The following is an 18,557-nucleotide window of genomic DNA, read 5'->3' as shown; positions in this document are numbered from 1 at the left end:
AACGCCGAGGGTGCTCAGGCCGCGGGCGGCGACGCTCCCGGCGCCGAGCAGGCCAAGGCGGACGACGACGTCGTCGACGCCGAGATCGTCGACGACGAGAAGGACGCCGGCCGGCAGGGAGGCGCCGCATGACCGAGGAGACTCCGGGCTTCGAGGAGAAGCCCGACGTCCCCTCAGGCGCCACTCCCGAAGACGCCGAACCGCAGGCCGCCGCGCCCGAGAAGGCAGGGGCCGACTCCACTGAGGAGTCGGGCCCGGCGGCCCCGGCCGGGGACGTACAGGACGTAGCTCTGACGGCGCAGCTGGACCAGGTACGCATGGCGCTCAACGAGCGCACCGCGGACCTCCAGCGGCTCCAGGCGGAGTACCAGAACTACCGTCGCCGCGTGGAGCGGGACCGGGTCACGGTCAAGGAGATCGCCGTCGCGAACCTCCTGAGCGAGCTCCTCCCGACCCTCGACGACATCGGCCGCGCCCGTGAGCACGGCGAGCTGGTGGGCGGGTTCAAGTCGGTGGCCGAATCGCTGGAGACGGTCGCCGCCAAGATGGGCCTGCAGCAGTTCGGCAAGGAGGGCGAGCCCTTCGACCCGACGATCCACGAGGCCCTGATGCACTCGTACGCACCGGACGTCGAGGAGACGACGTGCGTCGCGATCCTGCAGCCGGGCTACCGGATCGGCGAGCGGACCATCCGTCCCGCGCGGGTCGCGGTGGCCGAGCCCCAGCCCGGTGCCGCGCCCGCCAAGGCGGACGAGCCCGCGGCCAAGGCGCCGGACGAGGAGAGCGGTGGCCCGGAAGAGGGCTGACGTGACCAGGAGCAGTACATGTCGTAACGGCAGGAAGGAGGGACGTCGGGGATGAGCACGAAGGACTTCGTCGAGAAGGACTACTACAAGGTTCTCGGCGTCCCGAAGGACGCCACCGAGGCCGAGATCAAGAAGGCGTACCGGAAGCTCGCCCGCGAGTTCCACCCGGACGCCAACAAGGGCGACGCCAAGGCGGAGGACCGCTTCAAGGAGATCTCCGAGGCGAACGACGTCCTCGGTGATCCCAAGCGGCGCAAGGAGTACGACGAAGCGCGTGCTCTGTTCGGGAACGGCGGATTCCGTCCGGGCCCGGGCGCCGGTGGCGGCACCTTCAACTTCGACCTGGGCGACCTCTTCGGAGGCGCCCAGGGCGGGGCCCAGACCGGCGGTGCCGGCGGGTTCGGCGGCGGCCTCGGGGACGTGTTCGGGGGCCTGTTCAACCGGGGTGCCGGTCCGGGTGCGCGGACGCAGCCGCGCCGCGGCCAGGACATCGAGTCCGAGGTGACGCTCAGCTTCACCGAGGCGGTCGACGGGGCCACGGTCCCGCTCCGGATGTCCAGCCAGGCACCCTGCAAGGCGTGTTCCGGTACCGGCGACAAGAACGGCACGCCCCGCGTGTGCCCGACCTGCGTCGGTACGGGACAGGTGTCGCGCGGCGGCGGTGGCGGCTTCTCGCTCACCGACCCGTGCGTCGACTGCCGGGGCCGCGGGCTCATCGCCCAGGACCCCTGCGACGTGTGCAAGGGCAGCGGCCGTGCCCAGTCCTCGCGCACCATGCAGGTCCGCATCCCGGCGGGTGTCTCCGACGGCCAGCGGATCCGGCTGCGCGGCAAGGGAAGTCCCGGTGAACGGGGCGGTCCGGCCGGCGACCTGTACGTCGTGGTCCACGTGGACCCGCACCCCGTCTTCGGCCGCAAGGGCGACAACCTCACCGTCACCGTGCCCGTCACCTTCGTGGAGGCGGCGCTCGGCGGCGAGGTGAAGGTCCCGACGCTGGGCGGGCCGCCGGTCACCCTCAAGCTGCCGGCCGGTACGCCGGGCGGCCGCACGATGCGCGCCCGCGGCAAGGGCGCGGTCCGCAAGGACGGCACCCGCGGCGACCTGCTGGTCACCGTGGAGGTCGAAGTGCCCAAGAGCCTTGACGACAAGGCCCGCCAGGCACTGGAGTCCTACCGTGAGGCGACCGCGGGGGAGGACCCGCGGGCTGAGCTGTTCCAGGCCGCGAAGGGAGCATGAGATGGACCCGCGCCAGCGCCGTAATCCGTACCAGCTGACCGACGAGACGCCGGTGTACGTCATCTCGGTCGCGGCACAGCTCTCCGGTCTGCACCCGCAGACCCTGCGGCAGTACGACCGCCTCGGCCTGGTCTCCCCCGACCGCACGGCCGGGCGCGGCCGGCGCTACTCGGCCCGTGACATCCAGATGCTCCGCCAGGTGCAGCAGCTGTCGCAGGACGAGGGCATCAACCTGGCCGGCATCAAGCGCATCATCGAGCTGGAGAACCAGGTGATCGCGCTCCAGCAGCGCGTCGCCGAACTCTCGGCGGCGGTGGAGGGCGCGGCGGTCGCGTTGCAGCAGCGCGAGGCGCAGGTGCACGCGTCGTACCGGCGCGACCTGGTCCGGTACGAGGACGTGCAGCAGGCGAGCGCGCTGGTGGTCTGGCGGCCGGGCAGACGTCCGGGTGAGCAGAAGACCTGAACAGGCCGTAGCCCCGCGGCCCGGCCGAAGGGGCCGGCGGACATGATGTCCGCCGGCCCCTTCGGCGTGTCCGGGGCGCGGCACCGGTTCCGCGCGGGGAACGCCGGGCGTGATCGTCCCGCGGGCCCGGCGCTCCGGCAGCGCCCCCTGGTCAGGGGGCCGCGTCGGCCTTCGGCGTCGCGGAGACCTCCGCCGACAGCGACGCCTCGCCGCCTTCCGCGTCGACCGCGGCCACCGCGTAGTAGTACGCCGTCCCGTTGGTCACGTCCGTGTCCCTGAACTCGTTGTCCGTGGTCAGGGGCAGTGCGGTCGCGTTCTCCTTCGTGACACCGGGCTCCGTCGCCCGGTAGACGCGGTAGCCGGTGACCGCGGGCGCGCCCTCGTCGGCCTCCACGTGGTCCCAGACGAACCACACCATCCCGTCGTGGCCGGACACGTCGTAGATCCGGGTCGCGGCGGGCGGCCGGTGCGCCCGGTACACGGGCTTGAAGGAGCCCGAGGCGGGCGAGGCGACGCCGTACCGGGTCACGGCGACGACCGCGTAGAAGTGGCCGCGCTCGTCGGCCGGGACGTCGTCGACAGTCAGGGCGGGGTCCTGCGTGACGCGGTAGGGCTCCGCGCCGGCGCCGGTGGGGACGGGGCTCGTCGCGCTCCTGTAGACGCGGTACCCGGTCACCGGGACGTACGGGCCCGCCGCCCACCCCAGTTCCAGCCGGCCGCCCGTGAGCGTGCCCGTCAGCTCCTGCGGCGCGGTCGGTACGGCGTCCGGGCCGACCGCCCGCCGGCCGTGCACCCACTCCGTCTTCGCCGACTCGTTGCCCACCGCGTCGACGGCCGCGACGCGGTAACGGAAGCGCTGCCCCGCCTGGCCGGTGGTGTCCCGGAGGGTGAGCGCCTCCGTCGTGCCGACCACCGTCTCGACGTCGAGGTCCTCGGGGGCGCGGTAGACGGTGTACGCCTCGGTGCCGGCGGCGGCCCCGCTCCGCCAGGACAGGGTGACGCCCGTGTCGTCCTCGGCGGTGACGGCGGGCGCGGTGGGCGGCGGGGGCGGGGCGGTGTCGTGGGAGAGGGTGACGTGGGGGGCGTACGGCGACGCGTTGCCGGCCGCGTCCAGGGCCTTGACCGTGTACTTGTACGACGCCACCGCCGGGTCGAGGCCGGAATCGGTGTGGGCCGGGGTCTCCACCGTCGCGGTCTTCGCGTACTCGCGCGAGTCTCCGGCCGCGCGGTACACCTCGTACTTCACCGCGTCCGCGGCCGCCTGCCAGCTCAGGGAGTTGGTGTCGCCGTCCTCCTGCTTCCCCGCGAGGCCGGCGGGGGCCGCGGGAGGCGTCCTGTCGACGGTGGTGACGGGCATGTCGGCGCTGCCGGGACCCTCGCGGCCGGCCCGGTCGACGGCGCGGACCTCGTAGTACCAGACCTCGCCGGTCGCGGGCGGGACGCCGGTGTACGTCGTGCCGGTGATGTGGGGCGCGCCCGTGACGTCGAGGTACGTGCCGGTGCCCTTGAGGCGGCGGAAGACGCGGTATCCGGCCAGGTCCATCTCGGCGTTCGGCGACCAGGTGACGGCGGCCCTGCGCGTGGCCGTGTCGTACGCCGTCCTCGCGCCCGCGGGGGCGAGCGGCGGCACCGTGTCCACGTCGGGCGAAGTGCGCGGCGCGTAGCCGAACCTGACGCTCGCCGAGCCGGTGAAGGCGGCGTAGTCGACGCGCAGGGTGTGGACGCCCCGGGGGATCGTGATGTCGGCCGTCTTCCTCTGCACGGTGGTGACGTCCTGCCACAGGTCGATCCGGCGCACCCCGTCGACGTACACCCTGATGCCGTCGAGCGCCTCGGCGGTGAGCGTGAAGGGACCGCCGGAGCCGAAGTCGCGGGTCAGGGACCAGCGGACGCCGAAGCCGTCCGGGGGGAGGGTGACGCCGGCCGGGTCGCCGGTGCCGTAGTTCTCGCTGACGGCGGCGTCGCAGACGGTCGCGGCGGGCGTTCCGGTGAACGTCGTGTTGGCGAAGAACTGCGCCTGCCAGGTGGGCGGGGCGCAGGCGGCGGAGGCCGGGGTGACGCCGAGTGCGTACAGCGCTCCGGTGCTCATGGCGAGCGCGGTGGCCGTGGCGACGGCGCGGAGGGTGGTGCGGGTGTCCACGTGCACGGCCGGCAGCTCTTTTCTGTTGGAGAAGAGGAGTCACAGACGTGGGGGGAGGACGACTTTACAGATGGAGATGGTGTGAAACTACCGCTTCGCCAGGCCGGGTTGGGGAAGATGCGGACGGGGCGCCCCGGCTGTGCCGGAGCGGACGGGCAGCGCCCCGGGGCGGGTCCGGCCCGAGGCGCTGAGCGCCTGCACGAGTGTGGCGGTGCGGGCGTGGCGGGTCCGTACGCCGATGCCCGTCCTGCGGGCCACCGCCTCGCCGGTGTTTCGGTGCGGAGCCGGATCGCGGCGCCGCGCCGTTCCCGGCTGCCATGTGAACGCGCTGGTTCTTCCCCGTCTCCGCTCATCCGGGGCCCCGTTTCCCGCGGTGCAACAAGATGGCGGTGGCGAAATCGTGGTCAGGAGGGGAGGGTGGTCAGTGGTCCTGCTCCAGGATGCCGGACTGGGCGATGAGGTAGCCGAGTTGGGCGCGGCTGCCGCTGCCGAGGGTGGCGGCGAGCTTGGCTATGTGCGCGCGGGCGGTCCGTACGTTCATGCCGAGCCGGCGGGCGATGGCCTCGTCGACGTACCCCTCGACGAGGAGCTTGGCGATGGAGCGCTGGACACCGGATATGCCGTCGGGGGTGTGCTTGTAGGAGACCTGCTCCTGGAGGGGCACGCCCCGCTGCCAGAACTGCTCGAAGACGCCGATCAGGTACTGGACGAGGCCGGGGTGGCGGAGTTCCAGAGCGACCTGCTGGTCGTCGCGGGCCGGGATGAAGGCGACCGTCTGATCGCAGATGATGAGCCGCTCGACGAGTTCTTCGAGCGTCCGGATCTCGACCTTTCCGTCGGCTATCCGGTCCACGTAGGCCATCGTGCCCTGGCTGTGCCGGACGGTGTGCTGGTACAGGGTGCGCATCCGGACCCCGCGGTCTATCAGCGGCCTGTCGCGTTCGAGGGCCTGGTTGAGGATGTGCTCGGTGCGCCGCCCGCCGGGCTGGATCGTCAGTACCTCGTTGCGGCACTCCGCGGTGGCGAGGTTGAGCGCCGCGTTGATCCGGGCGAAGCCTTCCAGCACGGTGATCGCGTGGGTGGGCGCCGGGTCCTGGGCGCTGATGGCCATGAACGGCTCAAAGGACTCGGTCAGTTCGACGGAATGGCGTCTCCGGTCCTGGATCTCCCGTTCCAGGGGGTGGAGCCGCTGCGCCAGTGCGACGGACGGTGGAACCGGACGGAGCCACGTTTCGTCGTCCGGATCGGGATGCAGCAAGGCGAAATCCAGCAGACACGGGGCCGTATGCACCTCGGCGCGCGCTATCCGTCCCGCGCTCAGGGCGCTGGCATAGAACTCCGCTCCGTCGTCACACAGCTCGGTGACGGCATGGGGATGTGTCGGTTTTGATTCATTTATAGGCAAATCTCCACCCCCCAGGGTCCTGAACATGCAGGAACATGATGCATCGGTTCTGTGGCGTTGACGTGCCTGAATGAGCCATCGTCTTTGTGACACGGGGGAGAGGAAACCTTCAAGTGAGGACGAAGCCGACCATGTACAAAATATTGCTTCGCTCGGCGCTTGCCGTTGCTTTCTCTGTGGCCGTGGCTTTCGGGGCCCTGGGTGGCAGCGGCGTGATGGACTCGCCGCCGGACACCGGCTGGGGCAACTCTCAGCTGGCCGGCCCGCCGGACACCGGCTGGGGCAACGTACAGGCGGAAGGTCCGTCGGACACCGGCTGGGGCGTCGCGCCGGCCGAGACGGACGCATGACCGTCCCACCGGACGACCGCACCTTCAGACGCGAGATGGCCACTGCCTACCGCTCGGGGTGGCACTTCATCGACCTGGTCACGGCCATTCCCCACCGTGGCGACTCGCTGATGGTCACCCTGTTCGGCGAGCCGATCCTGGTCGCGCGTGAAGAGGATGAGGACGTCCGTGCCTACCGGTGCCTCCGCAAGCCCCGAGGGGCGCCGAAGCCCGTTCGCTGTGTCGTGCGCTACGGCATGGTGTTCGTCAATCTCGACCAGCGTGACCACCAGCTGTTCGAACCAGAAACCAGCACTGCCACCCCCCGCAGCGCCTGAAGCGATTCCCCCGTCGTTACAAATCGCTCAGGCGCTCCCCCACACAGCGGCGCCACCGTGGACCTGAACACGGTGGCGCCGCTGTGCTGCCCGGACCCGGAGCGGGTTCCGGGCCCGGACCCTGATCAGGCCGCGCCCGGAGCCCGGCCCATCGCGCGGTCCAGGGTGATCTCGATCAGCACGCGGTCCGGGTTCGGCGCCGGCGTGCGCTCGTACCGCTCGGCGTAGCGGCGTACCGCCTCCGCGATCAGCTCCGGTTCCGTACGGACGACCGCCCGCCCCTCCAGCGTCGCCCAGTGACCGCCCTTGACCTGGCAGACGGCGACCCGCGCCCCGTCCGGCCCCGCCGCCTGCACGTTCGCGACCTTCGTGCTGGTCTTGTTGGTGATGACGCGGGCGAGCCCCGCCTCGGGGTCGTACGTCACGCCGACCGGGACGACGTGCGGCGAGCCGTCCGGGCGCGGGGTTGTCAGCGTGCACAAGTGGTACTCGCGCCAGAAGGCGAGGTACTCCGGACCGGGGTTGCGTACGTCGATGGCCATGGTGGCAGCGTAGCCGTGCTGTCTTTCTTCGCCTTGAGTGGAATAGACTCAACTTTGCGGATGCTGAACAAGTCATAGCTGAGGGAGAAAGCTCCCCGCCCCGCCGAGGAGGAGAGAGCGCAGTGGACGCAGAGCTGACCAACAAGAGCCGGGACGCGATCCAGTCGGCGAGCAATCGGGCCGTGCAGGACGGGCACGCGGACCTCACCCCCGCGCATCTGCTGCTGGCCCTGCTCGCGGGCGAGGACAACGAGAACATCATCGATCTGCTGGCCGCCGTCGAGGCGGACCAGGCGGCCGTACGGGCCGGGGCCGAGCGCGTGCTCGCCGCGCTGCCCAGCGTGACGGGGTCGACCGTGGCCCCGCCGCAGCCCAATCGCGAGCTGCTCGCGGTCATCGCCGACGCCTCGCAGCGGGCGAAGGAGCTGGGCGACGATTACCTCTCCACCGAGCACCTGCTCATCGGCATCGCGGCCAAGGGCGGCAAGGCCGGGGACGTACTCTCCCAGGAGGGCGCGAGCGCCGCGAAACTGCTGGAGACGTTCGAGAAGATCAGGGGAGGGCGCCGGGTGACCACACCCGACCCGGAGGGCCAGTACAAGGCCCTGGAGAAGTTCGGCACCGACTTCACGGCGGCCGCGCGCGAAGGCAAGCTCGACCCGGTCATCGGGCGGGACCAGGAGATCCGGCGCGTCGTGCAGGTGCTGTCGCGGCGTACGAAGAACAACCCGGTGCTGATCGGTGAGCCCGGCGTCGGCAAGACGGCCGTGGTCGAAGGGCTCGCCCAGCGCATCGTCAAGGGCGACGTGCCCGAGTCGCTGAAGAACAAGCGGCTGGTGTCGCTGGACCTGGGCGCGATGGTCGCCGGGGCCAAGTACCGCGGCGAGTTCGAGGAGCGGCTCAAGACCGTCCTCTCCGAGATCAAGGGGAGCGACGGCCAGATCATCACCTTCATCGACGAGCTGCACACCGTCGTGGGCGCCGGCGCCGGCGGCGACTCGGCCATGGACGCGGGCAACATGCTCAAGCCGATGCTGGCCCGCGGCGAGCTGCGCATGGTCGGCGCGACGACCCTCGACGAGTACCGCGAGCGGATCGAGAAGGACCCCGCCCTGGAGCGCCGCTTCCAGCAGGTGCTGGTCGCCGAGCCGACCGTGGAGGACACCATCGCGATCCTCCGCGGCCTCAAGGGCCGGTACGAGGCCCACCACAAGGTGCAGATCGCGGACTCCGCGCTGGTGGCCGCCGCAGCCCTCTCCGACCGGTACATCACCTCCCGCTTCCTCCCCGACAAGGCCATCGACCTCGTCGACGAGGCCGCCTCGCGCCTGCGCATGGAGATCGACTCCTCGCCCGTCGAGATCGACGAGCTCCAGCGCTCCGTCGACCGGCTGAAGATGGAGGAGCTCGCGCTCAAGAACGAGTCCGACCCGGCGAGCAAGCAGCGCCTGGAGAAGCTGCGCCGCGACCTCGCCGACAAGGAGGAGGAGCTGCGCGGCCTCAACGCCCGCTGGGAGAAGGAGAAGCAGGGCCTCAACCGCGTCGGTGAGCTGAAGGAGAGGCTGGACGACCTGCGCGGCCAGGCCGAGCGCGCCCAGCGCGACGGCGACTTCGACACCGCCTCCAAGCTGCTGTACGGCGAGATCCCCGGCCTGGAGCGCGAGCTGGAGGAGGCCGCCGCCGCCGAGGCCGAGGCCCGTACCGACACCATGGTCAAGGAGGAGGTCGGTCCCGACGACATCGCGGACGTGGTCGGCTCCTGGACCGGCATCCCCGCCGGACGCCTGCTCGAAGGCGAGACGCAGAAGCTGCTGCGCATGGAGGACGAGCTCGGCAGGCGCCTGATCGGACAGCACGAGGCGGTACGGGCGGTCTCGGACGCGGTGCGCCGCACCCGCGCCGGCATCGCCGACCCCGACCGTCCGACCGGCTCGTTCCTCTTCCTCGGCCCGACCGGTGTCGGCAAGACCGAGCTGGCCAAGGCGCTCGCGGACTTCCTCTTCGACGACGAGCGGGCCATGGTCCGCATCGACATGAGCGAGTACAGCGAGAAGCACAGCGTCGCCCGGCTGGTCGGCGCCCCGCCCGGCTACGTCGGCTACGAGGAGGGCGGCCAGCTCACGGAGGCGGTCCGCCGCCGCCCGTACAGCGTCGTGCTCCTCGACGAGGTCGAGAAGGCGCACCCCGAGGTCTTCGACATCCTGCTCCAGGTCCTCGACGACGGCCGCCTCACCGACGGCCAGGGCCGGACGGTGGACTTCCGCAACACCATCCTGATCCTGACCTCCAACCTCGGCAGTCAGTACCTCGTCGAGCCGCTGACCAGCGCGGAAGTGAAGAAGGAGCAGGTCCTGGAGGTCGTACGGTCCTCCTTCAAGCCGGAGTTCCTCAACCGCCTCGACGACCTGGTCGTCTTCTCCGCCCTGTCGGGGGACGAGCTGGCGCACATCGCCGAGCTCCAGATCGGCCGCCTCGCCAAGCGCCTCGCCGACCGCCGCCTCACCCTCGACGTCACCCCGGCCGCCCTGGCCTGGCTGGCGGACAAGGGGAACGACCCGGCCTACGGCGCCCGGCCGCTGCGCCGCCTCATCCAGACGGCGATCGGCGACCGGCTCGCGAAGGAGATCCTGGCGGGCGAGATCACCGACGGCGACACGGTACGGGTGGACCGGGACGGGGACGGACTGACCGTGGGCGCCGCGCGGTAGTGGTTTCGGCGGAGTTCAGCGGAGGGCGAAGGACCCCGGCCCGCTTTCGCGACTAGGGTCGATGTCAGGCAGCCACCCGAGACCCCACACGCGAGATCCCAGGAGTACTGAACATGTCTATCGACCCGTCCTCGATTCCCAACTTCGGGGGCCAGCCCGAACCGCAGCCGGAAGGGCCGGCCGGCCCCGTCGTCCCGGACCAGGACCTCGTCAAGCAGCTGCTCGACCAGATGGAGCTGAAGTACGTCGTCGACGACGAGGGCGACCTCGCCGCGCCGTGGGAGGAATTCCGCACGTACTTCATGTTCCGCGGCGAGGACGACCAGCAGGTCTTCTCGGTACGGACCTTCTACGACCGGCCGCACGCGATCGAGGAGAAGGTCCAGCTCCTCGAACTGATCGACGACTGGAACCGCCGCACGCTGTGGCCCAAGGTCTACAGCCACACCCACGACGACGGCACCGTCCGTCTCATCGGTGAGGCGCAGATGCTGATCGGCACCGGCGTCAGCCTGGAGCACTTCGTCTCGTCGACGGTCGGCTGGGTGCGCGCCTCGATCGAGTTCGACAAGTGGCTCGTCGAGCAGCTCGGCCTGGAGAAGGACGTCGACTCCGCCGAGGGCGACAGCGAAGACGGCGCCTGAGCGGCGCGCTTCACGGCGGGACCGGGGCGGCCGTCACCAGGTGCGCCCCGTGGCTCAGCGGCAGCCCGGCCGGGGCGGCGGTCACCACGACCGCGGCCCCCGGCCGGGCTTTCTCATGCCCGCCGGCCGGGCCGCGGCGGGCAGCCAGGCCGCCGGCCGGTCTGCCGGGCTAACCGCCGGCCAGGCCCTTCAGGCGGGCCACCGCGTCCTGGAGCACGTCCGTCCGCTTGCAGAAGGCGAACCGCACGAACGGCGCGCCCTCCTCCCGGTGGTCGTAGAAGACCGCGTTCGGGACGGCGACCACCCCGCACCGCTCCGGCAGCGCACGGCAGAAGGCGAAGCCGTCGGTCTCGCCCAGCGGGCGGATGTCGGTGGTGACGAAGTACGTGCCGGCCGGGCGGTAGACCTCGAAGCCGGCGTCGGCGAGCCCGGCGGACAGCAGGTCGCGCTTGGCCCGCAGGTCGTCGAGGAGGCCGGTGAAGTACGTGCCGGGCAGCCGCAGGGCCTCGGCGACGGCGTACTGGAAGGGCCCGGCCGACACGTACGTCAGGTACTGCTTGGCGCTGCGGACGGCCGTCACCAGGGCGGGGGACGCGGTGATCCAGCCGACCTTCCATCCGGTGTACGAGAAGGTCTTGCCGGCGGAGGAGATGGTGACCGTGCGCTCGCGCATGCCGGGCAGCGACGCGAGCGGGATGTGCTCGCCGTCGAAGACCAGGTGCTCGTAGACCTCGTCGGTGACGACGAGGAGATCGCGTTCGACCGCGAGCGCGGCGATCGCGGTCAGCTCCTCGCGGGTCAGGACGGTGCCGGTGGGGTTGTGCGGGGTGTTGAGGAGGAGGAGGCGGGTGCGGGGGGTGACGGCGGCGCGGAGTTCGTCCAGGTCGAGCACGTACCGGTTCTCCCGCGGGCGCAGGGTGACCGGGACGCGGGTGCCGCCCGCCATCGCGATGCAGGCGGCGTACGAGTCGTAGTACGGCTCCAGCGCGACGACCTCGTCGCCGGGCTCCACCAGGGCGAGGAGGGACGCGGCGATCGCCTCGGTGGCGCCGGCGGTGACGAGCACCTCGGTGTCGGGGTCGTGGACCAGTCCGTAGAAGCGCTCCTGATGGGCGGCGATCGCGGTACGCAGTTCGGGGACGCCGGGGCCGGGCGGGTACTGGTTGCCGCGGCCGTCGCGCAGGGCACGGACGGCCGCCTCCCTGATCTCCTCGGGGCCGTCGGTGTCGGGGAAGCCCTGGCCGAGGTTGATCGAACCGGTCCTCAGGGCCAGTGCCGACATCTCCGCGAAGATCGTCGTCCCGAACTCCGCCAGCCTGCGGTTGAGCAGGGGGCGCCGGCCGTGGTCCCGGCCGCGTGCTTGGTCTGTCGGCGTCGTCATGACGGCCATCCTGGGCCGAAGCTCTGGAGTAGCTCAAGTCTGCTTTGGCGCCGGAGCGCCGAGGGCATCACCCGGTCACGCAAGACACGGAAGAAGCGAGCACCTCGCTTCGGGGGGCCGGAAGGACGGTGAGGGCCGTGGGGATCGTGGGATTCGGCCTGCTGGTGATCGTGGTGCTGGCGATCGTGGGACTGACCGCGCTCGCGGGGAAGCGCGGCCGGGGGCCGGGCGGCAGCTACAGCGGTGGCGGCAGCTGGTGGGAGGGCAGCCAGAACGACGGCTCGTCCTGGGGCGGCGGTGGCGGTTGCGGCGGCGGTGGAGGGGGCGGCGGCGGAGGCGACTGACACGGGGCAGTCGCCTCCGCCGCCACCGCGGGGCGAAGGCTTCGCCCCGCGTACCACAGCAGCACCGCACAGAACGTCAGACCCACGCGCCCGGCGGGTGAACTCCCGCCGGGTGCTTTCCTGTTGAACAGTTGAACCGGGTGGTCCCCCGGGGGATGGAAAGCACGTCAAGTTGGGTAAAAGCGCTGTGACGGCAGCACTCTCCGTGATTCCCTCGCTGTCGAGAACACCAGCCCTCGGACCTCATGTGGACCCGAGCAGGCGGTCCCCGAATTCCCCCACACACCCCCGGGTGACCCCTGTCCGCCTTTCTAAACGCCTGTTTGCGGAGCCCACTCATGCTCACGACCCTCAAGACTGCCTACACCGACACGCGCGCCGCCGATCTGGCCTGGGCGCTGGGGCGCGAGCCGCTGCCGGCCCTCGCTGTGCTCGACCTGCAACTGGGCGGCGCCATAATCCAGTTGAGACTCCTCGGGGCCTCCCACCAAGTGCTCCTGGAGGAGGACGGAAGTTCCTGTTCCGAGACAGTCGCCTGCATGTCCGACACCAGTACGCCGTTGCCACTGGGCGTGGCCAAACGGCTCGGAACGTGGGAGTACGAATTCGCCGCCCGCGTGGAGACGCTCTCCCAGAGGCAGTTCGCGAACCGGGCGCAGGAACTCCTCGCGCTCGTCGCCGACCACCCCCACGGCCTGGCGGGCACGTTTCCCGGCAGTCCGCACGCGTTCACGGCGATGCTGGCGCAGCGGTGCGAGGGCCAGGTGCGGTGGCGCACCTGGCACGCGTACCCGCAGGAAGGCCGGCTGGTGGCGACGCGATCACGGGTCGGCGCACGTATGCATGCGGCCCTGTAAGTGCACTCTCATGGGTGACGTCCGGTCAGCTTCTTGTGACGTAGCGTTCCCATGGTGATCGATGCGCCTGTGCCGCTTTCGGCGCCGGAAGCCCCGGCGGCCCTGCCTGTGCGTCCGCGTACCGGCCGTTTCCTGGTGCTCGGTGTGGTCTTCGTCTGCGCCGCGTGCGGCCTCGTGTACGAACTCGAACTGGTCGCCCTCGCGTCGTACCTGATCGGCGACTCCGTCACCCAGGCGTCCGTCGTGCTCTCGGTGATGGTCTTCGCGATGGGCATCGGCTCGCTGCTCGCCAAGCGGCTGCGGTGCCGTGCCGCGGTCGGGTTCGGCCTGGTGGAGGCCGCGCTGGCACTGGTCGGCGGCGCCTCGGCGCTGGTGCTCTACGCGACGTTCGCCTGGCTCGGCGGGGCACGGTACGTGCTGGTCGGCTTCTCGCTGGCCATCGGGGTGCTCATCGGCGCCGAGATCCCGCTGCTGATGACGCTGATCCAGCGCGTGGCCCGGCGCGGGGAGGGCCGGGACACGAGCGGCGACGTGGCGGACCTCTTCGCCGCGGACTACGTCGGGGCGCTGGTCGGCGGCCTGGCCTTCCCGTTCCTCCTGCTGCCGCTGTGCGGACAGCTGACCGGGGCGCTGCTGACCGGGGCGGTCAACACGGTGGCGGGCGGGGCGCTGGTGCTGTGGCTCTTCCGGCGCGAGCTGACGCGGCGCGAGCGCTGCCTGCTGGTCGTCGCGAACACGGTGGTGCTGGCGCTGCTCGCCACCGCGACGGTCCTCGTCGACGACTTCGAGCGGGCGGCGCGGCGGGCGGTGTACGGGGAAGGGGTGCGGGTCGCCGTGCAGACGGACGTACAGGAGATCGTCGTCACCGGCGGCCCGGACGGGCGGCTCGACGTCTTCCTCGACGGGCGGCTGCGGGTCAGCGGCCGCGACCAGCACCGCTACCACGAGGCGCTGGTCCACCCCGCGATGCGCGGACGCCACGCGCGCGTGGTGATCCTGGGCGGCGGTGACGGGCTGGCGGCGCGGGAGGTGCTGCGCTACCCGGACGTGGAGTCGCTCACGGTGGTGGAGCTGGACCCGGACCTCGTCGGACTGGCCCGTGACGACCCCGCCCTGTCGGCGCTGAACGGAGGAGCCCACCGGGACCCGCGGCTGCGGGTCGAGACCGCCGACGCGTTCACCTGGCTGCGGGACGAGGGGCAGGGCCGGCGGCCGTACGACGTGGTCATCTCGGACCTGCCCGACCCCGGCATCACACCGAGCACGAAGCTGTACTCCCAGGAGTTCTTCGGGCTGGCGTCACGCGTCCTGGCGAGCGGCGGGCGGATGGCCGTCCACGCGGGGCCGCTGGCGACCCGGCCGCGGGTCTACTGGACGGTCGACGCGACGCTGCGGGCCGCGGGGCTGCGGACGCGTCCGTACCGTACGACCGGCCGCCTCTCCGGCTTCGTCGGGGGCCCCGACCGCGACCCGGGCACGGCGGTGGCCCCGCACGACTGGGGCTTCGTGCTCGCCGCGCGGGGCGCGCGCCCCGGCCTCGGACTCGCGGCCGACGCCCCCCGGCTGCGGTCGCTGACGCCGGCGGTGCTCCGGGCCGGGGAGCGGTCGGCACAGGAGGCGCGGGTGCCGGGAGTGGTGGCGTCGACCCTGGTGCACCCGCGGTACGCGCACTGACCGCCCGTGGCACCCGCCGGATCACTTGTGCGGATTCCTCGCAGGGGCGGGTGCGGGGCGGGCATGCGTGAGTAGGCTCGGGTCCCATGGAGCATGAGGTGTTCGTTCCGGTTCCGGCAGAGGCCCTGCGACACGCGCTGGGGGACCCCGCCCGGGTCGCGCGCTGCGTGCCCGGCCTCCAGCAGGACGCCGACGAGGCGTCCGGTCCGCTCACCGGACGGCTGAGGGTCCGCATCGGCGGCCACACGATCACGTACCGGGGAACCCTGCGCGTCACCGGCCGCCCGGACGGCACCTTCGCCGTCGAGGGCGAGGGCACGGAGGTCCGTGGCACGGGGTCGGTCAAGCTGGTGCTGACGGCACGGCTGAAGGAGGCCGACGGCGGTACGACGGTGACGTACACGGGCACGGCGAGCGGCGAGGGCCGCATCGCGGAGCTCGACGCGCCGGCGACGCTGTCCGCGTCCCACCGCCTGCTGGACCGCTTCACCACCCGCCTGGCGGAAACCCCGGCCGACGGCACGCGGGCGGACGCGCGCACGGCGGGCGACGCCGCGACCGGCCCCGCCGACGCCGAGGCCGACGCCGACGGGAGCGGCGAGCCGCGGCCGTCGGTCTTCGACACCGAGGTGCCGCCGCCGTCGCTGGATCCGCCGGCCGACGTACCCGGCCTGGAGGACGTGCCCGGGGTCCCCTCGCCGGCGGAGCCGCCGGCCGAGGCGGCCCATGCGCGGCGCACCATGATCGGCCGCAGCGCGGAGGAGGTCGACCACGCGCCGCCGCGCGGGCGGTACGCCCCGGTCCCCGCCCCGCAGTCGACCTCGACGACCGACACCCTGCGCTGGGTCGCCCCCGCCGCCGCACTCGTGCTGGCCTCGGCGGTCGTGGTGGGACGGGTGCTGCGGCGCAGGCGCTGAGCCCCGGCGGCGGTGGAACGCGGGTCGGCAGCGCCGTCGCGCACGCCCCGCCGGGCGGCAGACCTTAGGGTCGGGAACGTGAGCACCCAAGAGACGCGACTGGCGGCGGGCGACGCCGAGCTGACCATCGCCCAGGACAACGGCTGCCGCATCACCGGCCTGCGCATCGGCGGGACCGAACTGCTGCGGCAGGGGGAGCGGTACGGCTGCTTCCCGATGGTGCCGTGGTGCGGGCGCATCGACCACGGAAGGTTCCTCAGCGGCGCGACCCTGCACCGGATGCCCCTCAACTCCCCGCCCCACGCGATCCACGGCACGGGCCGGGACACCGCCTGGCACACGGCCCGCGCCGAGAAGAGCGAGGCCGCGTTCACGTACGACCTGGCCGACCCGTGGCCGTACCAGGGCCGGGTCACCCAGGCCTTCGGACTGACCGGGGACTCCCTCACCCTGACGATGGGGATCGAGACGTACAGCGACTCCTTCCCGGCGCAGGCCGGCTGGCACCCCTGGTTCCTCCGCAACCTCGGCGGGGAGGACGTGCGGATCGACTTCACCCCCGCCTGGCAGGAGGAGCGCGGCGACGACCACCTCCCCACCGGGCGGCGGACCGAGCCCCGGCCCGGCCCGTGGGACGACTGCTTCGGGATGCCGGACGGCGTGGACGTCACGCTCACCTGGCCGGGGCAGCTGGAGCTGAGGGTGACCAGCCGCGCCGAGTGGGTCGTCGTGTACGACGAGCAGGCCGAAGCGGTGTGCGTGGAGCCGCAGACCGGGCCGCCGAACGGGCTCAACACGATGCCGCGGTACGTGACCCCCATCGAGCCGCTGGAGACCGAGACCACCTGGACCTGGCGGCGGCTGTGACACGGCGGCGGCGACGACGGCTTTAAGCTCATGGGCATGACTGACGTACGTGGTGAGCTGCTCCAGCAGATCAAGGACAAGGCCGTGGTGCACGGCAAGGTGACCCTGTCTTCGGGGATCGAAGCCGACTGGTACATCGACCTGCGCCGGATCACGCTGGACGGCGAGGCCGCGCCGATGGTCGGCCAGGTGATGCTCGACGCCACCGCCGAGCTGGACTACGACTGCGTGGGCGGTCTGACGCTGGGCGCCGACCCGGTGGCCACCTCCATGCTGCACGCGTCGCACGCGCGCGGGCAGCGGCTCGACGCCTTCGTCGTCCGCAAGGCGGGCAAGGCGCACGGCATGCAGCGCCGCATCGAGGGCACGGACGTCAAGGGCCGCCGCTGCCTGGTCGTCGAGGACGTCTCGACCACCGGCGGCTCGCCGCTGACCGCCGTCGAGGCGGTCCGCGAGGCGGGCGGCGAGGTCGTCGGTGTCGCGGTGATCGTGGAGCGGGGCGCGGCCCCGAAGATCGCGGAGGCGGGCCTTCCGTACATCAACGCCTACTCGCTGGAGGAGCTCGGGCTCGCGTAACCGCGACCCGCGGCCATCCTGACCTGCGCATTCGTTCGAGGGCGGATTGTTTCATGTGAAACGGTCCGCCCTTCGCGCATGTACCGGACCGTGCGCAGGGTGGAGCCGCGGCGAGAGTCTGGAAAGATAGGGGCGACGATGACGTCGCCCCCAGGTCAGGGCCCAGCACCACACACCCGCACGTCATAAGGAGCGGACAGATGCCCATCGCAACCCCCGAGGTCTACAACGAGATGCTCGACCGGGCGAAGGCAGGCAAGTTCGCCTACCCGGCCATCAACGTGACCTCGACCCAGACCTTGCACGCGGCACTGCGCGGATTCGCGGAGGCCGAGAGCGACGGCATCATCCAGATCTCCACCGGCGGCGCCGAGTTCCTGGGCGGCCAGTACTCCAAGGACATGGTGACCGGCGCCGTCGCGCTGGCCGAGTTCGCGCACATCGTCGCCGAGAAGTACCCGGTGACGATCGCGCTGCACACGGACCACTGCCCCAAGGACAAGCTGGACACGTACGTGCGTCCGCTGATCGACGTGTCGGCCGAGCGCGTCGCCAAGGGTCTGAACCCGCTCTTCCAGTCGCACATGTGGGACGGCTCCGCCGAGACCCTCGCCGACAACCTGGCCATCGGCCAGGAGCTGCTCGCGAAGGCCGCCGCCGCGAAGATCATCCTTGAGGTCGAGATCACCCCGACCGGCGGCGAGGAGGACGGCGTCACCCACGAGATCAACGACGAGCTCTACACGACCGTCGACGACGCGCTGCGCACCGCCGAGGCGCTGGGCCTGGGCGAGAAGGGCCGCTACCTGCTGGCCGCCTCGTTCGGCAACGTGCACGGCGTCTACAAGCCGGGCAACGTCGTGCTCCGCCCCGAGCTGCTGAAGGACCTTCAGGAGGGCGTGGGCGAGAAGTACGGCAAGACGTCCCCGTTCGACTTCGTCTTCCACGGCGGCTCCGGCTCCACGGCCGAGGAGATCGCCACCGCGCTGGAGAACGGCGTCGTGAAGATGAACCTCGACACCGACACCCAGTACGCCTTCACCCGCCCGATCGCGGACCACATGTTCCGCAACTACGACGGCGTCCTGAAGGTCGACGGCGAGGTCGGCTCGAAGAAGACGTACGACCCGCGCACCTGGGGCAAGCTGGCCGAGGCGTCGATGGCCAAGCGCGTCACCGAGGCGTGCGCGAACCTGCGCTCCACCGGCACGAAGCTGAAGTAGGCACGATCGCGTCGCGCGGCTTGGTGACGAGCCGCAACGCGCCCGCCCGGACGAGGAGACGGCGGAGGGCGTGGACGGGAAACGGCCCGGCGCCCCGGAAGACGGGT

18 protein-coding genes are annotated in these 18,557 nt (G+C 71.7%); 14 read left to right on the top strand and 4 right to left on the bottom strand.

Annotated elements, in window-relative coordinates; genetic code table 11:
* Positions 1–128 precede the first annotated feature (128 nt).
* The 3 genes from grpE to ACWD0Y_RS32390 are packed head-to-tail and all read left to right on the top strand — an operon-like array spanning position 129 to position 2,505.
* Positions 129–806, top strand: a complete 678-nt coding sequence (grpE, locus tag ACWD0Y_RS32400; RefSeq protein ID WP_450263857.1) for a nucleotide exchange factor GrpE — start codon at positions 129–131, stop codon at positions 804–806.
* A 51-nt stretch (positions 807–857) separates the two neighbouring features.
* The gene (gene dnaJ / locus ACWD0Y_RS32395) at positions 858–2,042 is read left to right on the top strand and encodes a molecular chaperone DnaJ (RefSeq protein ID WP_450263856.1); all 1,185 of its coding nucleotides are present in this window, start codon (positions 858–860) and stop codon (positions 2,040–2,042) included.
* 1 nt (position 2,043) lies between these two features.
* Entirely contained in the window at positions 2,044–2,505 is a 462-nt protein-coding gene (locus tag ACWD0Y_RS32390; RefSeq protein ID WP_093799898.1) for a heat shock protein transcriptional repressor HspR, read from the top strand.
* Between the two features lie 151 nt (positions 2,506–2,656).
* On the opposite strand, the gene ACWD0Y_RS32385 is transcribed toward ACWD0Y_RS32390, so the two are convergent.
* On the bottom strand, positions 2,657–4,651 hold the full coding sequence (locus ACWD0Y_RS32385) for a cellulose 1,4-beta-cellobiosidase (RefSeq protein ID WP_450263855.1): 1,995 nt from the start codon (positions 4,649–4,651) through the stop codon (positions 2,657–2,659).
* 415 nt (positions 4,652–5,066) lie between these two features.
* The gene (locus ACWD0Y_RS32380; RefSeq protein ID WP_450263854.1) at positions 5,067–6,077 is read right to left on the bottom strand and encodes a helix-turn-helix transcriptional regulator; all 1,011 of its coding nucleotides are present in this window, start codon (positions 6,075–6,077) and stop codon (positions 5,067–5,069) included.
* Positions 6,078–6,232: 155 nt separating this feature from the next.
* On the opposite strand from ACWD0Y_RS32380, the gene ACWD0Y_RS32375 reads away from it, so the two are divergent.
* Both ACWD0Y_RS32375 and ACWD0Y_RS32370 read left to right on the top strand, forming a co-directional pair.
* Positions 6,233–6,400, top strand: a complete 168-nt coding sequence (locus tag ACWD0Y_RS32375) for a hypothetical protein (RefSeq protein WP_450263853.1) — start codon at positions 6,233–6,235, stop codon at positions 6,398–6,400.
* Entirely contained in the window at positions 6,397–6,717 is a 321-nt protein-coding gene (locus tag ACWD0Y_RS32370; protein ID WP_450263852.1) for a (2Fe-2S)-binding protein, read from the top strand. The genes ACWD0Y_RS32375 and ACWD0Y_RS32370 overlap by 4 nt, the downstream gene beginning before the upstream one ends.
* A 125-nt stretch (positions 6,718–6,842) precedes the next feature.
* On the opposite strand, the gene ACWD0Y_RS32365 is transcribed toward ACWD0Y_RS32370, so the two are convergent.
* Positions 6,843–7,259, bottom strand: a complete 417-nt coding sequence (locus tag ACWD0Y_RS32365; RefSeq protein WP_450263851.1) for a pyridoxamine 5'-phosphate oxidase family protein — start codon at positions 7,257–7,259, stop codon at positions 6,843–6,845.
* Between the two features lie 122 nt (positions 7,260–7,381).
* On the opposite strand from ACWD0Y_RS32365, the gene clpB reads away from it, so the two are divergent.
* Positions 7,382–9,967, top strand: coding sequence for an ATP-dependent chaperone ClpB (gene clpB, locus ACWD0Y_RS32360; protein WP_450263850.1), 2,586 nt, complete (start codon positions 7,382–7,384; stop codon positions 9,965–9,967).
* A 113-nt stretch (positions 9,968–10,080) separates the two neighbouring features.
* Positions 10,081–10,611, top strand: a complete 531-nt coding sequence (locus ACWD0Y_RS32355) for a YbjN domain-containing protein (RefSeq protein ID WP_450263849.1) — start codon at positions 10,081–10,083, stop codon at positions 10,609–10,611.
* Between the two features lie 169 nt (positions 10,612–10,780).
* On the opposite strand, the gene ACWD0Y_RS32350 is transcribed toward ACWD0Y_RS32355, so the two are convergent.
* Positions 10,781–11,992 carry a pyridoxal phosphate-dependent aminotransferase gene (locus tag ACWD0Y_RS32350; protein WP_450263848.1) on the bottom strand — a complete coding sequence of 404 codons (1,212 nt, stop codon included), beginning with the start codon at positions 11,990–11,992 and terminating at the stop codon, positions 10,781–10,783.
* Between the two features lie 137 nt (positions 11,993–12,129).
* On the opposite strand from ACWD0Y_RS32350, the gene ACWD0Y_RS32345 reads away from it, so the two are divergent.
* From ACWD0Y_RS32345 to fbaA, 7 genes are all read left to right on the top strand, one after another.
* Positions 12,130–12,336: a hypothetical protein gene (locus ACWD0Y_RS32345; RefSeq protein ID WP_450263847.1), complete on the top strand. Its 207-nt coding sequence runs from the start codon at positions 12,130–12,132 to the stop codon at positions 12,334–12,336.
* 338 nt (positions 12,337–12,674) lie between these two features.
* Entirely contained in the window at positions 12,675–13,193 is a 519-nt protein-coding gene (locus tag ACWD0Y_RS32340) for a DUF2617 family protein (RefSeq protein ID WP_450263846.1), read from the top strand.
* A 51-nt stretch (positions 13,194–13,244) separates the two neighbouring features.
* Entirely contained in the window at positions 13,245–14,867 is a 1,623-nt protein-coding gene (locus ACWD0Y_RS32335) for a polyamine aminopropyltransferase (RefSeq protein WP_450263845.1), read from the top strand.
* Between the two features lie 86 nt (positions 14,868–14,953).
* Positions 14,954–15,784: an SRPBCC domain-containing protein gene (locus ACWD0Y_RS32330; protein ID WP_450263844.1), complete on the top strand. Its 831-nt coding sequence runs from the start codon at positions 14,954–14,956 to the stop codon at positions 15,782–15,784.
* A gap of 78 nt (positions 15,785–15,862) precedes the next feature.
* Positions 15,863–16,651 (top strand): aldose epimerase family protein, encoded by a 789-nt coding sequence (locus ACWD0Y_RS32325; protein WP_450263843.1) that lies wholly within the window; start codon positions 15,863–15,865, stop codon positions 16,649–16,651.
* 36 nt (positions 16,652–16,687) lie between these two features.
* Complete coding sequence (gene pyrE / locus ACWD0Y_RS32320; protein WP_450263842.1) at positions 16,688–17,227, top strand: orotate phosphoribosyltransferase; 540 nt, start codon at positions 16,688–16,690, stop codon at positions 17,225–17,227.
* Positions 17,228–17,427: 200 nt separating this feature from the next.
* Entirely contained in the window at positions 17,428–18,450 is a 1,023-nt protein-coding gene (gene fbaA, locus ACWD0Y_RS32315; protein ID WP_093799883.1) for a class II fructose-bisphosphate aldolase, read from the top strand.
* Positions 18,451–18,557: the final 107 nt, after the last annotated feature.

It is taken from the genome of Streptomyces altiplanensis, from assembly GCF_053591575.1.
This window is presented reverse-complemented; position numbering and strand designations above follow the sequence as displayed.

Coding starts and splice junctions, on each gene's coding strand:
- fbaA (WP_093799883.1), top strand. CDS start 17,428: ATGCCCATCGCAACCCCCGAGGTCTACAACGAGATGCTCGACCGGGCG.
- ACWD0Y_RS32355 (WP_450263849.1), top strand. CDS start 10,081: ATGTCTATCGACCCGTCCTCGATTCCCAACTTCGGGGGCCAGCCCGAA.
- ACWD0Y_RS32370 (WP_450263852.1), top strand. CDS start 6,397: ATGACCGTCCCACCGGACGACCGCACCTTCAGACGCGAGATGGCCACT.
- ACWD0Y_RS32330 (WP_450263844.1), top strand. CDS start 14,954: ATGGAGCATGAGGTGTTCGTTCCGGTTCCGGCAGAGGCCCTGCGACAC.
- ACWD0Y_RS32340 (WP_450263846.1), top strand. CDS start 12,675: ATGCTCACGACCCTCAAGACTGCCTACACCGACACGCGCGCCGCCGAT.
- ACWD0Y_RS32390 (WP_093799898.1), top strand. CDS start 2,044: ATGGACCCGCGCCAGCGCCGTAATCCGTACCAGCTGACCGACGAGACG.
- ACWD0Y_RS32380 (WP_450263854.1), bottom strand. CDS start 6,077: ATGTTCAGGACCCTGGGGGGTGGAGATTTGCCTATAAATGAATCAAAA.
- grpE (WP_450263857.1), top strand. CDS start 129: ATGACCGAGGAGACTCCGGGCTTCGAGGAGAAGCCCGACGTCCCCTCA.
- ACWD0Y_RS32350 (WP_450263848.1), bottom strand. CDS start 11,992: ATGACGACGCCGACAGACCAAGCACGCGGCCGGGACCACGGCCGGCGC.
- pyrE (WP_450263842.1), top strand. CDS start 16,688: ATGACTGACGTACGTGGTGAGCTGCTCCAGCAGATCAAGGACAAGGCC.
- ACWD0Y_RS32335 (WP_450263845.1), top strand. CDS start 13,245: ATGGTGATCGATGCGCCTGTGCCGCTTTCGGCGCCGGAAGCCCCGGCG.
- dnaJ (WP_450263856.1), top strand. CDS start 858: ATGAGCACGAAGGACTTCGTCGAGAAGGACTACTACAAGGTTCTCGGC.
- ACWD0Y_RS32365 (WP_450263851.1), bottom strand. CDS start 7,259: ATGGCCATCGACGTACGCAACCCCGGTCCGGAGTACCTCGCCTTCTGG.